The sequence below is a fragment of the Leifsonia sp. NPDC056824 genome (assembly GCF_042789575.1).
Taxonomy (GTDB): Bacteria; Actinomycetota; Actinomycetes; order Actinomycetales; family Microbacteriaceae; genus Leifsonia.
Genome location: NZ_JBHUAV010000006.1, coordinates 15,872 through 31,699, shown reverse-complemented (window position 1 = coordinate 31,699; position 15,828 = coordinate 15,872). Strand labels below are relative to the sequence as shown.

Annotated in this window: 22 protein-coding genes; 10 read left to right on the top strand and 12 right to left on the bottom strand. The window is 71.6% G+C overall.

The window, feature by feature from the left end; genetic code table 11:
* Window positions 1–42: 42 nt before the first annotated feature.
* Window positions 43–609 (top strand): GNAT family N-acetyltransferase, encoded by a 567-nt coding sequence (locus tag ACFRFH_RS18400; RefSeq protein WP_382464441.1) that lies wholly within the window; start codon window positions 43–45, stop codon window positions 607–609.
* A 75-nt stretch (window positions 610–684) separates the two neighbouring features.
* On the opposite strand, the gene ACFRFH_RS18395 is transcribed toward ACFRFH_RS18400, so the two are convergent.
* The 5 genes from ACFRFH_RS18395 to ACFRFH_RS18375 form a co-directional block, all read right to left on the bottom strand.
* A complete protein-coding gene (locus ACFRFH_RS18395) occupies window positions 685–1,461 on the bottom strand; it encodes an ABC transporter permease (protein ID WP_185276925.1) in 777 nt (258 codons plus the stop codon).
* Window positions 1,461–2,273 carry an ABC transporter ATP-binding protein gene (locus tag ACFRFH_RS18390; protein ID WP_382464440.1) on the bottom strand — a complete coding sequence of 271 codons (813 nt, stop codon included), beginning with the start codon at window positions 2,271–2,273 and terminating at the stop codon, window positions 1,461–1,463. The genes ACFRFH_RS18395 and ACFRFH_RS18390 overlap by 1 nt, the downstream gene beginning before the upstream one ends.
* On the bottom strand, window positions 2,270–2,644 hold the full coding sequence (locus ACFRFH_RS18385) for a DUF1048 domain-containing protein (RefSeq protein WP_382464439.1): 375 nt from the start codon (window positions 2,642–2,644) through the stop codon (window positions 2,270–2,272). Before ACFRFH_RS18385 ends, ACFRFH_RS18390 begins: the two co-directional genes overlap by 4 nt.
* A 1-nt stretch (window position 2,645) precedes the next feature.
* Window positions 2,646–2,975 (bottom strand): PadR family transcriptional regulator, encoded by a 330-nt coding sequence (locus tag ACFRFH_RS18380; RefSeq protein ID WP_185276928.1) that lies wholly within the window; start codon window positions 2,973–2,975, stop codon window positions 2,646–2,648.
* Window positions 2,976–3,100: 125 nt separating this feature from the next.
* Entirely contained in the window at window positions 3,101–3,769 is a 669-nt protein-coding gene (locus ACFRFH_RS18375; RefSeq protein WP_382464438.1) for an alpha/beta family hydrolase, read from the bottom strand.
* A 231-nt stretch (window positions 3,770–4,000) separates the two neighbouring features.
* Between ACFRFH_RS18375 and ACFRFH_RS18370 the strand changes: the two genes are divergently transcribed.
* Genes ACFRFH_RS18370 through ACFRFH_RS18360 form a run of 3 tightly spaced genes read left to right on the top strand, consistent with a single transcriptional unit; the run spans window position 4,001 to window position 6,614 of the window.
* Window positions 4,001–5,059: an NAD(P)H-dependent flavin oxidoreductase gene (locus ACFRFH_RS18370; RefSeq protein WP_382464437.1), complete on the top strand. Its 1,059-nt coding sequence runs from the start codon at window positions 4,001–4,003 to the stop codon at window positions 5,057–5,059.
* Window positions 5,046–5,831 carry a flavin reductase family protein gene (locus ACFRFH_RS18365; RefSeq protein WP_382464436.1) on the top strand — a complete coding sequence of 262 codons (786 nt, stop codon included), beginning with the start codon at window positions 5,046–5,048 and terminating at the stop codon, window positions 5,829–5,831. The genes ACFRFH_RS18370 and ACFRFH_RS18365 overlap by 14 nt, the downstream gene beginning before the upstream one ends.
* 30 nt (window positions 5,832–5,861) lie before the next feature.
* The gene (locus tag ACFRFH_RS18360) at window positions 5,862–6,614 is read left to right on the top strand and encodes a phosphotransferase (protein WP_382464435.1); all 753 of its coding nucleotides are present in this window, start codon (window positions 5,862–5,864) and stop codon (window positions 6,612–6,614) included.
* A gap of 3 nt (window positions 6,615–6,617) precedes the next feature.
* On the opposite strand, the gene ACFRFH_RS18355 is transcribed toward ACFRFH_RS18360, so the two are convergent.
* Entirely contained in the window at window positions 6,618–7,112 is a 495-nt protein-coding gene (locus tag ACFRFH_RS18355) for a MarR family winged helix-turn-helix transcriptional regulator (RefSeq protein WP_382464434.1), read from the bottom strand.
* A gap of 171 nt (window positions 7,113–7,283) precedes the next feature.
* Between ACFRFH_RS18355 and ACFRFH_RS18350 the strand changes: the two genes are divergently transcribed.
* Window positions 7,284–7,550, top strand: a complete 267-nt coding sequence (locus ACFRFH_RS18350) for a hypothetical protein (RefSeq protein ID WP_382464433.1) — start codon at window positions 7,284–7,286, stop codon at window positions 7,548–7,550.
* 70 nt (window positions 7,551–7,620) lie between these two features.
* On the opposite strand, the gene tal is transcribed toward ACFRFH_RS18350, so the two are convergent.
* The gene (tal, locus tag ACFRFH_RS18345; protein ID WP_382464432.1) at window positions 7,621–8,709 is read right to left on the bottom strand and encodes a transaldolase; all 1,089 of its coding nucleotides are present in this window, start codon (window positions 8,707–8,709) and stop codon (window positions 7,621–7,623) included.
* Complete coding sequence (gene folE, locus ACFRFH_RS18340) at window positions 8,709–9,332, bottom strand: GTP cyclohydrolase I (RefSeq protein ID WP_382464431.1); 624 nt, start codon at window positions 9,330–9,332, stop codon at window positions 8,709–8,711. The genes tal and folE overlap by 1 nt, the downstream gene beginning before the upstream one ends.
* 83 nt (window positions 9,333–9,415) lie before the next feature.
* On the opposite strand from folE, the gene ACFRFH_RS18335 reads away from it, so the two are divergent.
* On the top strand, window positions 9,416–10,081 hold the full coding sequence (locus ACFRFH_RS18335) for a helix-turn-helix transcriptional regulator (protein WP_382464430.1): 666 nt from the start codon (window positions 9,416–9,418) through the stop codon (window positions 10,079–10,081).
* Here ACFRFH_RS18335 and ACFRFH_RS18330 read toward each other — a convergent pair.
* From ACFRFH_RS18330 to ACFRFH_RS18320, 3 genes are read right to left on the bottom strand one after another with little or no spacing between them, the layout of a single operon-like run.
* Window positions 10,078–10,761, bottom strand: a complete 684-nt coding sequence (locus ACFRFH_RS18330; RefSeq protein WP_382464429.1) for an MgtC/SapB family protein — start codon at window positions 10,759–10,761, stop codon at window positions 10,078–10,080. The genes ACFRFH_RS18335 and ACFRFH_RS18330 overlap by 4 nt on opposite strands.
* A gap of 27 nt (window positions 10,762–10,788) precedes the next feature.
* A complete protein-coding gene (locus ACFRFH_RS18325; RefSeq protein ID WP_382464428.1) occupies window positions 10,789–12,204 on the bottom strand; it encodes an MFS transporter in 1,416 nt (471 codons plus the stop codon).
* A 52-nt stretch (window positions 12,205–12,256) separates the two neighbouring features.
* On the bottom strand, window positions 12,257–12,502 hold the full coding sequence (locus ACFRFH_RS18320; RefSeq protein ID WP_382464427.1) for a hypothetical protein: 246 nt from the start codon (window positions 12,500–12,502) through the stop codon (window positions 12,257–12,259).
* Window positions 12,503–12,583: 81 nt separating this feature from the next.
* Here ACFRFH_RS18320 and ACFRFH_RS18315 point away from each other — a divergent pair, with 81 nt between their 5' ends.
* Together ACFRFH_RS18315 and ACFRFH_RS18310 are read left to right on the top strand one after the other, a co-directional pair.
* Window positions 12,584–12,949, top strand: a complete 366-nt coding sequence (locus ACFRFH_RS18315; protein ID WP_382464426.1) for a hypothetical protein — start codon at window positions 12,584–12,586, stop codon at window positions 12,947–12,949.
* Window position 12,950: 1 nt separating this feature from the next.
* Window positions 12,951–13,268, top strand: a complete 318-nt coding sequence (locus ACFRFH_RS18310; protein ID WP_382464425.1) for a hypothetical protein — start codon at window positions 12,951–12,953, stop codon at window positions 13,266–13,268.
* Between the two features lie 12 nt (window positions 13,269–13,280).
* Here ACFRFH_RS18310 and ACFRFH_RS18305 read toward each other — a convergent pair whose 3' ends face one another.
* Entirely contained in the window at window positions 13,281–14,069 is a 789-nt protein-coding gene (locus tag ACFRFH_RS18305; RefSeq protein ID WP_382464424.1) for a DNA polymerase beta superfamily protein, read from the bottom strand.
* Window positions 14,070–14,103: 34 nt separating this feature from the next.
* Between ACFRFH_RS18305 and ACFRFH_RS18300 the strand changes: the two genes are divergently transcribed.
* Both ACFRFH_RS18300 and ACFRFH_RS18295 read left to right on the top strand, forming a co-directional pair.
* The gene (locus tag ACFRFH_RS18300; RefSeq protein ID WP_382464423.1) at window positions 14,104–14,349 is read left to right on the top strand and encodes a hypothetical protein; all 246 of its coding nucleotides are present in this window, start codon (window positions 14,104–14,106) and stop codon (window positions 14,347–14,349) included.
* Between the two features lie 78 nt (window positions 14,350–14,427).
* Window positions 14,428–15,813 carry a glutamate decarboxylase gene (locus ACFRFH_RS18295; RefSeq protein WP_382464422.1) on the top strand — a complete coding sequence of 462 codons (1,386 nt, stop codon included), beginning with the start codon at window positions 14,428–14,430 and terminating at the stop codon, window positions 15,811–15,813.
* The last annotated feature ends 15 nt before the right edge of the window (window positions 15,814–15,828 follow it).

Sequence of the window (15,828 nt, the reverse complement as noted above, 5' to 3'; positions counted from 1 at the left end):
GCGGCAGGGAGCGGCGTCGGTGGTGAGCGGTACGCTTCGGGCATGGCCATCGAGGTGCTCCCCGCGACGGGACGCTGGGACGATTTCGCGACGTTCATGGTGCCGCGGAAGGCCGGCGCCGGCGGCTGCGTGTGCATGTCCTACCGCGATGCGCGCCTGGCGATGCCGGAGCGCGTCGAGTACATGCACCACGAGTGCGAGACCGAGCCGGGCCCCGGCGTCCTCGTCTACGCCGACGGGGAGGTCGCGGGATGGTGCTCGGTCGCGCCCAAGTCCACCTACCGGCGGCTGCTGAACTCCCGCACCATCCCGCACCTCGACGAGGAGCTCGACCCGTGGTCGATCGTCTGCTTCGTGGTGCGCGGCGGGTTCCGCAGGCGCGGGCTGATGCACGACCTCCTCGACGGGGCGGTGGAGCACGCGCGGGCGGCGGGGGCGCGGCTGGTGGAGGGCTACCCGGTGGAGACCCGCGGCGAGCGGGTGGATGTGATCAGCGGCTACGTCGGCACGGTCGACCTGTTCGAGAAGCACGGGTTCACGCGGCTGCAGGAGACGGACGCGCACTCCGGCGGGTCGGTGCGGTGGGTGATGCGGCGCGAGCTCGGCTGAGCCCCCACACGCAGAACAGCCGCCGACCCGAACCGGGCCGGCGGCCGTTCCACCACCGAGGGGAGGGCGGAGGACTCACCCCCGGCTGATCCGCCGCCGGTAGATCGCGGTGGCGAAACCGTACGCGACCACCAGGATGCCGACGCACCAGGCGAGGGCGATCCAGATGTCCCCGGTGACCGGCTGCTCCGCGAACAGGGCCCGGATGGTGTCCACGATCGGCGTCACCGGCTGATGCTCGGCGAACCAGGCGACCGGGGCCGGCATGGTGTTGGTGGGGACGAACGCCGAGCTGATGAACGGGAGGAAGATCAGCGGGTAGGCGAAGGCGCCCGCGCCGTCCACGCTCTTCGCCGACAGCCCGGCGATCACGGCCACCCAGGTCAGGGCCAGCGTGAACAGCACCAGGATGCCCGCGACCCCCAGCCAGGCGAGCACGCTCGCGCCGGTGCGGAAGCCGATCAGCAGCGCCACCAGGACCACCAGCACGACCGAGATCATGTTGGCGACGAGCGATGTGAGCACATGCGCCCAGAGCACGCTCGACCGGGCGATCGGCATGGACTGGAACCGTTCGAAGATGCCGCCCTGGAGGTCCATGAACAGCCGGTACGAGGTGTACGAGATGCCCGACGCGATCGTGATCAGCATGATCCCGGGGAGCAGGTAGTTCACGTACGAGCCGGAGTCGGGGCCGGTGTTGATGGCCCCGCCGAGGACGAACACGAACAGCAGCATGAGGGCGATCGGCACGATGGTGACGGTGATGATCGTGTCCAGGCTGCGCGTGATGTGCTTCATGGACCGTCCGGTGAGGACGGTGGTGTCTGCGACGAAGTTCGCGGTGGACATCAGGACTCCTTCGAGGGTTCGGGAGCCGGGGTCTCGGCGGATGCCGGGGCCGAGGGTCCGACGATGGCGAGGAACACGTCCTCCAGGCTGGGCTGCTTCTCCACGTACTCGACCTTCGCCGGGGGGAGGAGCGCTTTGAGTTCGGCGAGGGTGCCGTTCGCGATGATGCGGCCCTCGTGGAGGATCGCGATGCGGTCGGCGAGCTGCTCGGCCTCGTCCAGGTACTGCGTGGTGAGGAGGACGGTGGTGCCGCGGCCGGCGAGGCGCTTGACCGTCTCCCAGACCTCGATGCGGGCCTGCGGGTCGAGGCCGGTGGTCGGCTCGTCGAGGAACACCACCGGCGGCTGGCCGATGAGGCTCATCGCGATGTCGAGCCGGCGGCGCATGCCGCCCGAGTAGGTGCCGACCTTGCGGCCGCCCGCGTCGGTGAGCGCGAAGCGCGCCAGCAGCTCGTCGGCGATCCCGGCCGGGTTCTTCAGGTGGCGGAGGCGGGCGACCAGGATGAGGTTCTCCCGGCCGCTGAGGACCTCGTCCACCGCAGCGAACTGGCCGGTCAGGCTGATCGAGTCGCGCACCTCGTCCGGGTTGCGCGCCACGTCGAACCCGTTGACGGTGGCGGTGCCCTCGTCGCTCTTCAAGAGGGTGGAGAGGATCTTCACCGCTGTGGTCTTGCCCGCCCCGTTGGAGCCGAGGAGGGCGAAGATGCTGCCGGGCTGCACGTCGAAGTCGACGCCGCGCAGGACGTGCAGGTCCTTGTAGGACTTCTGGAGGCCGCGCACCTGGATGGCGGGGCCGGTGGTCGTGGGGCTCATGAGTTCTTCTCCTGCTCGCGTTCGGCCGCGTCGACCGCCTCGGTGAGGCGGGCGCGCTCCTTGTCGATCCAGCGGGTGCCGACGTAGGCCGCGGCGAAGGCCTCGGCGAACTCGACCGGGTCGTCCCCGACGATGTCGCGGACCGGGGTGCCGTCGGTCGCCGCGCGCTCCCACAGCTCGACGAAGTCGGTCATCATCGTGAGGATGGTGTCGCCGTCGACGATCCCGCCGTTGTACATGAGGTAGCGGTTGAGCGCCTTCGCGACGCCGTTGTACGGCTCGGGGAGGGCGTCCAGCCGGCCCTTGATCTGCCGGTACTGCTTCTTCTGCTCGAGCGATCCGGTGACCAGCTCGATCCACTTCGGTGCCATTTCAGTTTCCTCCGTCTCGGAGCTGTTCCAGTCGCTCTGCGAGGAAGCTCCACGTCCTCCAGAACTCGTCCAGGTATTCGCGTCCCGCTGCGTTGAGCGAGTACACCTTGCGGGGCGGCCCCTTCTCCGACGGGACCTTCTCGACATCCACGAGGCCGCGCTGCTCCACCCTGACCAGGAGGGCGTACACGGTGCCCTCGGCGATGTCCTCGAAGCCCTGGTCGCGCAGCCACGAGGTGATCTCGTACCCGTATGCGGCCCGGCCCGACAGGATGGCGAGGACGATGCCCTCGAGCGTGCCCTTGAGCATCTCGGTCGTCTGCTTGCCCATGACGCCCCCTTCCAACTACTCAGTGCTGTTGACTACCACTAGATAGTAACGCCGAGTACCAGTAGATAGCAACACTGAATAGTGATCTTTTTCTGGCAGGGAGAATTGTCGTGGAACGATGGCGCTCAGCGCGCAGCGAGCACGTCGTCCACGAAGGCCGCGGTCGTCGCCACCACCAGCTCGAGCACGTCGCGCGCCGTGAGTGGGGAGGCCTTCAGTGTCTTCATCCCATGATCGGCGCCCGCGACGGTCATGATCCGCACGTTCGCATGGTCGCCAGGCGCCGCCGCCACCTCACTGTGTAGAAGGTCGGCCCCGCCGAACGTGTCCCGGTCGCCCTGGAGGACCAGCACGGGCACCGTCGGCGTGAGGAGTTCCTCCAGGCGCGTGACGTCCGGGCGACCCGGGGGATGCAGCGGGAACGCCAGGCACACCACCGCGACGGCGCCCGTCTCGGTGGCGGTGCGGCACGCCACGCGGGCTCCCGCGCTGCGGCCGCCGACGATCACGGGGACGCCGCCGGCGAGCTCCGCCACCACGGGCGCGGTCTCCCGCCACGCGGCGTCGAGCGCGGGCGGCCGGGAGGCGACCTTCTTGCCGGCGACCCGCCACGGCTGCTCGTAGCGCGCGATAGTGATGCCGAGCGCGGGCAGCTCGGCGGCGAGCGCGGTCAGGTCGGCGGCGCCGATGCCGCCGCCCGCGCCGTGGCCGAGCCAGAGCAGGGCGCGGGGATGCTCGGCGGGCGCGACGACCAGCCGGCCGGGGCCGGCAGCGGTCGGAACGTCCACATCCACGCCCCTGAGGGTAGTGGGTTGGGGGCTAGTGGGTGTCGCCGCTAGCGGATGTCGTGCACTCGCCGCATCCTCCGATCGGCGCCGCGCGCTCACCTCCGCATGAGACCCACTGGGCGCGTCGCTGCCCCCTCCCGCGGGATCGCGCGCCGATATAATCGGTGTCATGCCAACACTTGCGGATACGCAATTGTATTCGACGGCATCATCGCTTCTGAGGCTGGAGTCCTGCGGATGAGTCTGAGCACCATGCTGGGGATCGACGCGCCGATCGTCCTCGGCCCGTTCGGCGGGCTGTCGTCCGTCGCCCTGACCGTGGCCGTGAGCGAGGCGGGAGGCCTCGGCTCGTACGGGCTGTACGGCTACGACGGCGCGCGCATCCGCTCGGTCGCCGCCGAGCTGCGGGAGGCCACCGGCAGACCCGTCGCCCTCAACCTGTGGCTTCCGCACCGGGAGGCGGGCGAGCAGGATGCGCTCGTCCGCGACGAGTTCGATCGGGCCGTCGCCGGGATGGCCCAGCTCTTCGCGCAGGCCGGCGTGCTGCCTCCCGAGTGGCCGGTCGCGCCGCTCCCCGACTTCGACGAGCAGCTGGAGGCCGCGCTCGACGCGCGCCCGGCCGCCCTGAGCTTCGTGTTCGGCGTGCCCGCGCCGGACGTCATCGAGGCGGCGCACGCGCGCGGCATCCTGGTGATCGGCGCGGCGACGACCGTCGCCGAGGCGCGCGTGCTGGAGGCGGGAGGCGTCGACGCGATCGTCGCGTCCGGCTCCGAGGCCGCGGGGCACAGGCCGTCCTTCCTGCTCGAGTCCGAGCGCAGCCTGGTCGGCGGGCTGGCGCTGATCCCGCAGGTGGCGGACGCGGTGAGCGTGCCCGTCATCGCGGCCGGCGGCATCGCCGACCGGCGCGGCGTCGCGGCGGCCTTCGCGCTGGGCGCGTCGGGCGTGCAGGCGGGGACCGTCTTCCTGGCGACGGCGCAGTCCGCGGCCCCCGTCATCCACCGCGAACGCATCCGCGGGGCGCTCGCCAGCGACACCGTGCTGACGCGGGCCATGAGCGGCCGGCTCGCGCGCGGCCTCCCGAACCACGCCGTCCGGGCGATCGAGAGGAGTGGAGCCGGAGCGACCTTCCCGCTGCAGAACATCCTCACCGGCGTGTTCCGCCGGGCGGCTTCGGCCGCGGGGCAGCCCGAACTGCTGTCGCTGTGGATGGGGCAGAGCGCCGGGCTCTCCCGGTTCGACGACGCGTCCGACGTGCTCGCCGAGCTCGCCGCGGGGGTGCCGGATGACGCGCGCTGAGCACTCACGCACGCACCGCGTCGTGCGGCCGCCCATCCTCTACGCGGGCACTCCGGTCATCCTGCTCTCCTCGCTGAACGGCGACGGCAGCCCGAACCTCGCGCCCGCCTCGTCGTACTGGGCGCTCGGCCAGATGCTCGCGCTCGGTCTCGAGACCGAGGGGCAGACGCTCGCGAACCTGCAGGAGCGGCCGCAGCTGACCGTCAGCTTCCCGTCGCCGCCGCTCTGGCCCGCGGTGGAGCGCATCGCGGAGTTGACCGGACGCGCGGAGGTCCCCGCCGCGAAGGCGGGACGGTACACGCACCACGCCGACAAGTTCGCCGCCGCCGGCCTCACGCCGCAGGCGTCCGACCTGGTCGGCCCGCCGCGGGTGGCCGAGTGCCTGCTCCAGCTCGAGGCGGAGGTGCGCCGCATCACGCCGGGTGTCACGGGGGAGTACGCGATCGCCGAGGCGGAGGTCGTGCGCGTGCACGCCGACCGGCGGATCATCGCGGACGGCGACCACATCGACCCGCTGGCGTGGGAGCCGATCGTGTACAGCTTCCGGCACTATTTCGGGATCGGGGAGCCCCTGGGAGCGCGCGGGGGCGCTACGCCCGCCGACGAGGACGCCGAATCCGGCTCCGGCTTCGACGTGGACGCCTGGGAGCTGTGGGAGGCCGGCGGCGACTCCGCCTGCTGGCTGGCCTCGGTCTGCCCCGAGTGCGGAGCGATGCGCGACGGCGACGACGACGGCCCGTGCCCGCGCTGCGACGCCGATCCGCCGGACTGAGAGGGGCGTCCCGCTCGTTAGGCTGACGCAATGCAGCAGGAGATCCCGTTGTCGGGCGGAAATGCGAGCGAAGGCGTGGTCAGGGTCGGCAAGACCGTCCGCAAGCCCTGGACCGAGCACTCTCCGGGGGTGCTCGAATACATGCGCATTCTGCGTGAGCGCGAAACCGACCTCCCCGAGCCGATGGGGCGCGACGCGCAGGGCCGCATGATGACGGAGTTCGTCCCCGGACCGCTCGCGATGGACTCCCCGACGCTATCCCGCGCGCAGCTCGGGAGGGTCGGCGCGATGGTGAGGGCGATCCATGACGCCAGCGAGGGCCTCGACGCCGACGCGTTGGGGCTCGGACCCGCGCTCATCCCGGTGGCCGACCCCGACCTGGTCTGCCATGGCGACCTGACACCGTGGAACCTGCTCGTCGGTGAGCGCTGGGTCTTCATCGACTGGGACGGCGCGGCCGCGAGCACCCGCCTGTGGGACCTCGCCTATTCTGCCCAGGCCTTCACGCTCAACGATCCGACGACGGACGCGCTGTCGGCAGCGGAGGATCTGCGCGCCTTCCTGGACGGCTACCGGGCCGATGCCGCGCTGCGCGCCGGGTTGCCGGAGATCCTCCCTCGGCGCGCCTGGGCGATGCACGACCTCCTCGAAAGCGCGCACCGCGACGGACGAGAGCCCTGGGGGTCGATGTACGTGGACTCCCACGGAGAGCACTGGCGGGGCATCGCCCGCTTCCTCGAAGAGAACAGCCAGGTCTGGAACGACGCACTCGCGACGGCGTGAGGCCTAGATGCCTGCCGCGGCCCCGGGGAGCAGCAGCGTGAAGCGGCCGTCCGCGCTCGGGAGGTCGCCCGCCGCGTTCGCGAAGGCCCGGAACGACGCGGCGGCCGCGTTGCGCTCGTCCGGCTCCATCACCGCGAGCACCTCGGCGAGGGCCGAGCGCCGGTGGCCGATGACGCGTTCGACGAGGGCGCGGCCCTCCGGCGTGAGGGCCACCCGGACGAAGCGGCGGTCGTTCGGGTCCTCGGTCCGCTCGACCAGTCCCAGCCGGACGAGCTTCTCGCAGGTGCGGGTGGCGTTGGACGCGTGCACGCCGAGCTCGGCGGCCACGCCGCCGAGGGTCTGCGGTCCGCGGGTGGCGACCATCACGAGCACCCGGAGCTGCGGCGAGGTGACGATGTCCTCGACCTCGGACACCGAGCGGGCGGCGACCCGCATCATCACGTCGGCCGCCTGGAGGGCGGCGTCGACATCGCCCGGGTGCTGTTCTTCGTGGTCCACCCTCCAGTTGTACCGTGCATCGCCGGGCTCGCGCATCAGTGTGACCTCGGAGGCGGGGCCGCGCGTGTCCTGAACCGGAGGTGCGAACACGCTCCGAGTGCTTCGCGACCACTACCGAACGGGGCGAAATCGCGGGATAATTGCGCTATCGCAACCAAGGAGGCGATCGTCATGGTCGAACCACAGGACCGCGACGTGATCGAAGGCCGGTACACCCAGGCCGAGCCCGAGACGGCCGAAGAGCGCGTCGTTCACGGTCAGTACACCGAAGGGGAGGGGCACCTCGGCCCCGACTCGGAAGTCGTCGGAGCCTACGTCGGCTCCGAGCGCGGGGGCAGGCCGCCCCTCGTGCGCAGCACCCACCAACGGAGTGGGAACTATCCGAAGGCGCAGCACGAGGAGGCCCACGCGGCCGCTGCACCCGACGAGGAGGGCTAGCCCTCCCGACGGAGCGCCCCGTCACCTTCCACGGGGTGCTCCGTCACCCTGACTTCGCGCGCTGGTCGACTCATTCCGCGATCGCGGCGACCAGGCGCGCCCAGGATGCACCGAACGCGTCGATGCCGGCGCGTTCGAGCTCCGCGGTGACATCCGCGAGGCGAACGCCCGCGCGCTCCAGGTCGTCCAGCACCGCGCGCGACTCGGCGTAGCTGCCCCGGATGGTGTCGGTGCGCACCACCCCATGGTCGTGCAGGGCCTCCAGCGTTTTCGCCGGGATGGTGTCCACCACGCCCGGCGCGACCAGCTCCTCGAGGTAGCGGGTGTCCCGCATCGCCGGGTCCTTCACGCCGGTGGAGGCCCAGAGCGGTCGCTGCGGGTGGGCTCCGCGCGCTGCCAGCGCCTGCCACTCCGGCCCCACCAGGGACTCCTCGAACGCGGCATAGGCCAGGCGGGCGTTGGCGACGGCGGCGAGCCCGCGGAGCCCGTCCGCCACGGGGCCGCCGATCGCGCTCAAACGCTTGTCGACCTCCACGTCGACGCGTGAGACGAAGAACGACGCGACCGAGCGGATGCCGCCGAGATCGATTCCCGTTGCCGCGGCCCGGACGAGTCCCGCTCGGTAGGCGGCCATCACCTGGCCGTACCGCTCCAGCCCGAACAGCAGCGTCATGTTGATGGAGGCGCCCTCCGCCGTCGCCTCCTCCAGAGCGCGCACGCCCGCGTCGGTGGAGGGGATCTTGACCAGCACGTTCGGCCGGTCGACGAGTGCGCGCAGCATCCGGACCTCGGCGAGCGTCGCCGCCGTGTCGTGGGCGGCGTCGGGCGTGACCTCGATCGAGACGAACCCGTCCGCTCCGCCGGTGGCCTCGTGCACGGAGCGGAGGACGTCGCAGGCCTCCCGTACGTCCGCGGCGATGAGCGCGAGCGCGGCCTCCCGCGGCTCGGCGCCGTTCGCGCGCAGCTCCGCGAGCCGTCCGGCGTACGCGTCCGGGTCGTCCTCCACGGCCTTCGCGAAGATGGTCGGGTTCGTCGTCACGCCGGTCACATCGCGCTCGCGGATCAGCTCGGCGAGCCTCCCGGAGACGAGATCGCCGCGCGAGAGGTCATCCAGCCAGATGCTCACCCCGGCGCGGCGGAGGTCGGCGGTCGCGGTCATCAGTCGGCCACTCCGTCGAGGAAGCGCCGCGGGCCGATCCCGGCGAGCTCGCCGGTGAACCGGGAGGTACGCGTGGTCGCGCCCGGCGCGCGGACGCCGCGGACCGCCATGCACAGGTGCTCGGCCTCCAGGACGACGCCGACGCCGCGGGGCTCCAGCTCGTCGTCCAGGTAGTCCGCGATCTGCACGGTCAGCCGCTCCTGCAACTGGAGGTCGTGGGAGAAGTGCTCGACCGCGCGCGCCAGCTTGGACAGCCCCAGCAGCCGATCGCCCGGGAGGTAGCCGACGTGCGCGACGCCGCGGAACGGCAGGAGGTGGTGGGCGCAGAGCGACACGAACGGGATGTCGCGCACCAGCACGAGCTCGTCGTAGCCCTCGTCGTTGGGGAACGTGGTCGCGCGCAGCGGCGGCGCGTCGAGCAGCTCGGCGAAGGCGGCAGCGACGCGCCGCGGTGTGTCGGCGAGCTGGGGGTCGGCGGTGTCGCGACCGAGGGCGCGCAGGAGCTCGGCGATCGCGGCCTCCGCGCGTGGACGGTCGATGGCGGCGGCCCACGGACCGGCCAGCGGTTCGGCTACCGAATGCACCAGGGTGTCCTCGCCGTGGGATTCTGTGGTCAGCGTCATCGTGCCTCCTCGTTCCTGCTGTGAGCGTACGTCCGCGAAATTCTATTGTCAATAATCGCAGTTTTAGAGCTAGGATGGGCCGCATGACCGATGACGACGTGGCGGCGGTCGCGGCGCTCGCCGAGCCCGCGCGCCGCGAACTGGTCCGCATCCTGACCGCGGAGGGGAGCCCGCTCGGCCGCGACGAGCTGGCCGAGCGCACCGGCCTGAGCCGGGCGACGGCGGCGTTCCACCTGGAGAAGCTCGTGGACGCGGGCGTGCTCGTCGCCGAGTTCCGGCACCGCGGCGACAAGCGCGGCCCCGGCTCCGGCCGTCCCGCGAAGTTCTACTCGCTTGCGCACGATGAGCTCGTCGCCAGCGTCCCGCCGCGGCGCTACGACCTGGCCGGCGAGCTGCTGGCGGTCGCGGTGGAGCGGTCGGACGGCACCGGGCTTCCCGTCCGCGAGTGCCTGCTGGCCGTCGCCGCCGAGCAGGGCGCCGCGCGCAGCGACCCGTCGCGCCCGGTGGCCGAGACGCTCGACGGGCTCGGTTACGACCCCGTGGACGACGACGCGGGCGGCTACGTGCTCGCCAACTGCCCGTTCCACCGGCTGTCGAGCCGCCACACCGACGTGATCTGCTCGGCGAACGCCGCGTTCGTGTCCGCGCTGAGCGCCGGGGCGAGCGACGGCCGGCAGGCCTGGCTGGAGCCGCTGGCCGGCGGCTGCTGCGTGCGGGTCGGGGCAGCGGACGCCCGGGCGGAGCGCTAACCGCGCAACGGCCCCGCTTTGACGCTCACCACGCCGTCGATCCGGCCCAGATCGGTGAGGAGGCGGTCGGCCTCGTCCTGCTTGCCGCGGATGTAGACGGCGAGCTCGAGGTCCTGATCCGGGAGGCGGCGGAGCCCGTCCACGCGGGCCTGGAGGCCGTCCGCGGTCAGCCGGTCCAGCACGACGGCGAGTGGTTCGCCCGACCGATCGACACGCACCACGAGCCGGCTCTCCGAGCGCTGCCTGATCAGCCGCTCGGCGGTCGGCAGCGACCCGAGGGCGATGAGGTGCAGGGCCGTCCCGGCGATCGCGAGCAGGGGGAGCCCGGCGCCGCACGCCATGCCGACGGCCGCGGTCATCCAGATGGACGCCGCGGTGGTGAGGCCGACCACGTTGCCGCGGTTCACGAAGATCACGCCGGCGCCGACGAAGCCGATGCCGGTCACGACCTGCGCCGCGATCCGTCCCGGGTCGGTTGCAGGCAACCCGAACGACGTGAAGCCGAAGGCCGACACCAGCGTGAACAACGCGGAGCCGAGCCCCACCAGGATGTGTGTGCGCAGCCCGGCGCTCTTGAACTGGCGTTCGCGCTCGACGCCGATGACGGCCGACAGCACGAACGCCAGCAGCAGCGCGACAAGCTGGGGGATGAGCGCGAGGGACGGCACCCAGCCGCTCATCGCATGCTCCCGCTCATGGCGCGGAGTCTAGGAGGGTGCGGCCTCCGTGGCACCCCCCGGCGCCCCGCCCGGCTGCGACCGGCGCCGCACGAACACCAGCAGGCACAGGTGCACCACCGCCAGCGCGCTCGCCACCCCCACCGCCGCCAGCCAGCTCGCCGGGGTCGTCCCCGTGCTGAACAGCAGCCCGAGCACCGTCGTCGCCACGATCGCGCCCACGTAGCGGGAGGTCTGGAAGATGCCCGCCGCCACGCCCGCGTCCTGCGGGCGGGCGGCGGCGTAGAGGGCCTGGTTCATGCCGATGCTCACCACGCAGTACGGGATGCCGAGCGCCGCGGTGATCAACAGCACCACCCACGGCGCCGTCGTCGCGGCCGCGAACCCGAGCAGGACCGCCCCGACGATCAGCGCCGCGGCGCCCGTGAGCAGCGTCGGCCGCAGCCCGACGCCTTCGATCGCCCGCGCGGCCAGCGGGGTGACCGCGATCGTCACCGCCGCCAGCGGGAACATCAGCAGCCCGGTCACGCCCGCCGAGTAGCCGCCGTGCTCCTGGAGGTACTGGGGGAGGCCGAAGAACGCCGAATAGTAGACCGTGTTGAACACCGCGAAGCACAGGTAGACCATCAGCAGCCGGTGGTTGGCGCCGAGCAGCCGCAGGTCGAGGAACGGGTGCGCGGTGCGCAGCTCGCGCCAGACGAACAGCGCGCCGGCGATCGGCACGAGCGGCAGCAGCCACCACAGCGGCTGCGGCCGGAGGTCGAGCAGGAACACCAGCAGCGCGGTCAGCGTCGCGATGAAGAGGAGGATGCCCGGCACGTCCGACTCCGCCACCACCCGGCGCAGCGGCACCCGCTCGCGCTGCGCGTCCCGTGGCGCGAAGAACCGGACCCCTAGGAAGGCCACGACGGCGAGCGGCACGTTGACCCAGAAGATCGCCTGCCAGCCGAGGAACGTGACCAGCGCGCCGCCCAGCACCGGGCCGATCGCGGCGCCCGACGTGTTGGCGATCTGGATGCGGCCGAGCAGCCGGGGCGTCCCGACGCGGGTGTGCGCCGAAACCGTCCGCAGCATCGCGATCGCCGAGGGGAAGGCCGTCGCGGTCCCGACCGCGAGCGCGACCCGGCCCGCGCAGACGGCGGCCAGCGACGACGAGAACGGCGTGAGCGCGCACGCCAGCACGACCACGAGCATCCCGAACAGGAACAGCCGCCGCGGCCCGAACCGGTCGGCGAACCGCCCCATCAGCGGCTGCCCGGCGGCGGAGGCCAGATAGAAGGACGTGATCACCCACGTCACGGTCGTCACGCTCACCTGGAAGTCGCGTTGCAGCGGCACCAGTGCCACGGCGATCATCGAGGAGTTCAGCGGGTTGAGCAGGGTGCCGAGGCTGAGTGAGGCCACCGCCCAGCCCGTGCGGGCGTTGTCGGGCGGCGCGTCGGTCACCCGTCCACCCTACGCGGCGCGCCGGCAGCCTCCGGAGTCCCCGTCCCGCCCGTCAGTCGGCGAGGTCGCCCGTGGTCAGCGGGATCGTCGAACGATACGGATAGGCGGGCATGGAGGAGTACTCCTCGTCGTCGTCCAGCTCGTAGACGTCGTAGGCGAGGGCGCCGGCGAACAGGGTGGCGACACGGATCTCGCCCGGCGGACAGCCGCCGATCAGGGGCACGACCACGACGCTGTCCAGGGTGCAGCCGTCCTCGTAGAGGAGCGCCGCTTTGATGGTTCGCGTGAGAGCGTCCATGTGCAGACGTTACGCCGCACCGGCGTGACGTCTTGACGGCGCGCGGGCGGACAGCGAAAGTGAGAACCGGAGAGGACACCAATGGGAACGCTGATCTACGACGGGGCCGACGGCTTCACCTTCGACGACCGGGTGCTCGCTCATCTCCAGGCGGTGATCGCCACGAAGCTGCGCCGCCGCGAAGGCTTCCTGCTCCTCTGGGCCGACCGCACGGGAGGCACGGAGCCGACGCTGCGCTCGATCTGGCTCGACCCGTCGATCAGCATCCAGTTCGTCTTCACCCACCCCACCCTCCCCGAGCTCAACCGGGAGTGGCTGGGCATCCTCACCGAGAAGGCCAACGGCAACGCCGGCCTGATGCTGGAGGACGAGCTCCGCGCCGAGATCCGCCAGGAAGTCCCCGAGGGCAGCTTCCGCGAGGCGCGCGGGAAGAAGCAGGCCGACTGACATGGGCAAACTGATCTACGGGGTCGGCCGCGAGTACGAGTTCGACGACAGGACCCTCTCGCATGTGAAGATCGCCCTCGTCACCAAGCTGCGCCGGCACGAGAGCTTCCTGCTCAACTGGGAGATCCCGGTCGAGCAGGGCGGCGGCCGGATGAGCCTCTGGATCAGCCGCGAGATCCCGCTGGCGTTCGTGTTCAACGGCTCCCGGCCTCCCGCGCTCAACGAGCACTGGATGGAGGCGCTGCTGCAGACCAGCCAGCGCACCGGGGGCATGATGATCATGCCGGAGGACTCGGTGGAGGGCGGGGGCCCGGTCTAGCCGTCGCCTCCGCTAGCGGAGCACGAGAGCGCGGAAGTAGGCGTCCGCCTCCGCGGACGCCGCGACGAGGTCCGAGCGCGACGCCACAGCGCGGTCCGCAGCGGCCGCGAGCTCGTCCGCCACGAACCGGCGCAGCACCGCGGGAGGCTCACCGCCGCCCAGCTCGCGGGTCACGGCCTTGATCGCGATCAGCTCGGCGACCGCCTCGGCGACGTCGGCGCCCGGGTCGCTCTCGGCGATCAACGTCGGCAGGTCCATCGGGGCCACGGCCCGGTCGGGGTGGACGCGCAGCCAGCGCAGCGTCGCGGCCGGGCGCAGCGCGTAGAAGAACCGCTTCAGCTTGCCGTCCGGCGCCGCCGCGTGCCGGGCGCCGATGTGGAGGTAGTGGTCGAGCAGGCGCTCGCGGTCGAGGATGCGGCCGGCGAGCTCCAGCATCCCCTCGCGGAACGCCGGGTCGCCGCCGTAGACGATGGGGGACCGCAGCCACTCGACCACGGTCGCGTTACCGCGCACGAGCAGCCCGAGAGCTTTGCGCACATCCCAGCCGTTCACGTCGAACACGGCGTCCAGCGGTGTCTCCACCACATCCCGCAGCGGGGTCAGCCGGAGATAGTCCTCCACCGGCCGCAGGAACAGGAACCGCGCGTCGTAGTCGCTGTCGGGCGAGGGGAAACCCCACGCCCTGCTGCCGCTCTCGATCGCGAGAGGAATGGTCACGCCGTGCGCGGTGATGACCCTTTCGAGGCGCAGGTCGATCTCGGCGACGACGGCGGGGTCGAGGGTGTCGGGGACGGCACGCATCCACCGATGCTATCGGCCGACTTACCATCGAAGCATGGACAAGGTGGAGGGCCGTCAAGGCTCTCGCGCCGAGCGCGCTGCTGAATGGCTGGACGCGAAGCTGCTCCCGGTCCTCGGTCCGCCTCCACTCGGCCCCTACGGCCAAGAGGCACCGAGGACGGAAGCCGCGACGTGCCCGCTGTGCAGCCGCCGCATCGACGAGCACGAGATCGAACGCGACCACGGTCACGCGTTCCTGATCTGCCCGGCGCCGGCGCGGACCCAGTTGCAGGTCGAATAGGCGACCGGCGGTGAACGCACGCGGCTCGGCCGCGCGCGTCAGGGAGAGGTGTGCGGCCTCCAGGAATAGGCTCGCCGCATGCGTCACGGTTACGAGTCCCCCGAGGAACCCGTCGGTCTCAATCCCGTCTTCTCGCGGGCCGGGGAGGCCACCGAGTTCGCGCGGTTCACGCTCCCGGAGGGGGAGTCGCTGCCGGACACCGCCTTCCAGGTGGTGCACGACGAGGCGATGCTCGACGGGAACGCGCGGCTGAACCTCGCGACCTTCGTCGGCACCTGGATGGAGGACCAGGCCGGGCGCCTGTACTCGGAGGCGGTGGACAAGAACATCGTCGACAAGGACGAGTACCCGCAGACCGCGGCCATCGAGACCCGGTGCTGGCGGATGCTCGCCGGGCTGTGGACCGCGCCGGATCCCGAGCGCTCGATCGGGACCTCCACCATCGGGTCGTCGGAGGCGTGCATGCTGGGCGGCCTCGCGCTCAAGCGGCGCTGGCAGCAGCGGCGGCGCGCGGCCGGGCAGTCCACCGAGAAGCCCAACCTCGTCATGAGCGCGGCCGTTCAGGTGTGCTGGGAGAAGTTCTGCAACTACTTCGAGGTGGAGCCGCGGTTCGTGCCCATCTCGCTCGACCACAAGACCCTCGACGGTGACGGGCTCGACCGGTACGTGGACGAGAACACCATCGGCGTCGTCGCCATCATGGGCGTCACCTACACCGGGATGTACGAGCCGGTGAAGGCCATCAGCGACGCGCTCGACGCGATCCAGAAGAAGACCGGGCTCGACATCCCGATCCACGTCGACGGCGCGTCCGGGGCGATGGTCGCGCCGTTCATCCAGCCCGACATCGTCTGGGACTTCCGCCTGGAACGGGTCGCCTCCATCAACACGTCCGGGCACAAGTACGGGCTCGTCTATCCCGGGATCGGCTGGGTGGTCTGGCGGGAGGCCGACCTGCTGCCCGAGGAGCTCATTTTCACAGTGAGCTACCTCGGCGGGGAGATGCCGACGTTCGGGATCAACTTCTCGCGGCCTGGCGCGCAGGTGCTGCTGCAGTACTACCAGTTCCTGCGCCTCGGGTTCGACGGCTACAAGCGCGTGCAGACCGCGTCACGGGACGTCGCCCGCTACCTGGCCGACCAGGTGCAGGCGCTCGGGCGCTTCGACATCTGGACGGACGGCAGCGACATCCCGGTCGCGGCGTGGCAGCTGAAGGCCGGCCACGATGCGCCCTGGACGCTCTACGACCTGTCGATGCGGCTGCGTACGCGCGGCTGGCTGGTGCCCGCCTACCCGATGCCGGAGGCGCTCACCGACGTGACGGTGCAGCGCGCGGTGGTCAGGAACGGGCTCAGCCGCGACCTCGCGGGCGGGCTGGTGGACGCGATCCGGACGAGCGTGCAGGAGCTGGACGAGCTGAAGGCGCCGATGCCGGGGCCGGACCGGGTGGCGTTCCACCACTGAGCGCGCGGGCGAGCC

Bases quoted from the DNA above. Each gene is read 5' to 3' on its own strand.
- ACFRFH_RS18370 (WP_382464437.1), top strand. From the start codon at position 4,001: ATGAGTCTGAGCACCATGCTGGGGATCGACGCGCCGATCGTCCTCGGC.
- ACFRFH_RS18315 (WP_382464426.1), top strand. From the start codon at position 12,584: ATGGGAACGCTGATCTACGACGGGGCCGACGGCTTCACCTTCGACGAC.
- ACFRFH_RS18360 (WP_382464435.1), top strand. From the start codon at position 5,862: ATGCAGCAGGAGATCCCGTTGTCGGGCGGAAATGCGAGCGAAGGCGTG.
- ACFRFH_RS18335 (WP_382464430.1), top strand. From the start codon at position 9,416: ATGACCGATGACGACGTGGCGGCGGTCGCGGCGCTCGCCGAGCCCGCG.
- ACFRFH_RS18380 (WP_185276928.1), bottom strand. From the start codon at position 2,975: ATGGGCAAGCAGACGACCGAGATGCTCAAGGGCACGCTCGAGGGCATC.
- ACFRFH_RS18320 (WP_382464427.1), bottom strand. From the start codon at position 12,502: ATGGACGCTCTCACGCGAACCATCAAAGCGGCGCTCCTCTACGAGGAC.
- ACFRFH_RS18305 (WP_382464424.1), bottom strand. From the start codon at position 14,069: ATGCGTGCCGTCCCCGACACCCTCGACCCCGCCGTCGTCGCCGAGATC.
- ACFRFH_RS18295 (WP_382464422.1), top strand. From the start codon at position 14,428: ATGCGTCACGGTTACGAGTCCCCCGAGGAACCCGTCGGTCTCAATCCC.
- tal (WP_382464432.1), bottom strand. From the start codon at position 8,709: ATGACCGCGACCGCCGACCTCCGCCGCGCCGGGGTGAGCATCTGGCTG.
- ACFRFH_RS18385 (WP_382464439.1), bottom strand. From the start codon at position 2,644: ATGGCACCGAAGTGGATCGAGCTGGTCACCGGATCGCTCGAGCAGAAG.
- ACFRFH_RS18350 (WP_382464433.1), top strand. From the start codon at position 7,284: ATGGTCGAACCACAGGACCGCGACGTGATCGAAGGCCGGTACACCCAG.
- ACFRFH_RS18390 (WP_382464440.1), bottom strand. From the start codon at position 2,273: ATGAGCCCCACGACCACCGGCCCCGCCATCCAGGTGCGCGGCCTCCAG.
- ACFRFH_RS18395 (WP_185276925.1), bottom strand. From the start codon at position 1,461: ATGTCCACCGCGAACTTCGTCGCAGACACCACCGTCCTCACCGGACGG.
- ACFRFH_RS18310 (WP_382464425.1), top strand. From the start codon at position 12,951: ATGGGCAAACTGATCTACGGGGTCGGCCGCGAGTACGAGTTCGACGAC.
- folE (WP_382464431.1), bottom strand. From the start codon at position 9,332: ATGACGCTGACCACAGAATCCCACGGCGAGGACACCCTGGTGCATTCG.
- ACFRFH_RS18300 (WP_382464423.1), top strand. From the start codon at position 14,104: ATGGACAAGGTGGAGGGCCGTCAAGGCTCTCGCGCCGAGCGCGCTGCT.
- ACFRFH_RS18330 (WP_382464429.1), bottom strand. From the start codon at position 10,761: ATGAGCGGCTGGGTGCCGTCCCTCGCGCTCATCCCCCAGCTTGTCGCG.
- ACFRFH_RS18400 (WP_382464441.1), top strand. From the start codon at position 43: ATGGCCATCGAGGTGCTCCCCGCGACGGGACGCTGGGACGATTTCGCG.
- ACFRFH_RS18365 (WP_382464436.1), top strand. From the start codon at position 5,046: ATGACGCGCGCTGAGCACTCACGCACGCACCGCGTCGTGCGGCCGCCC.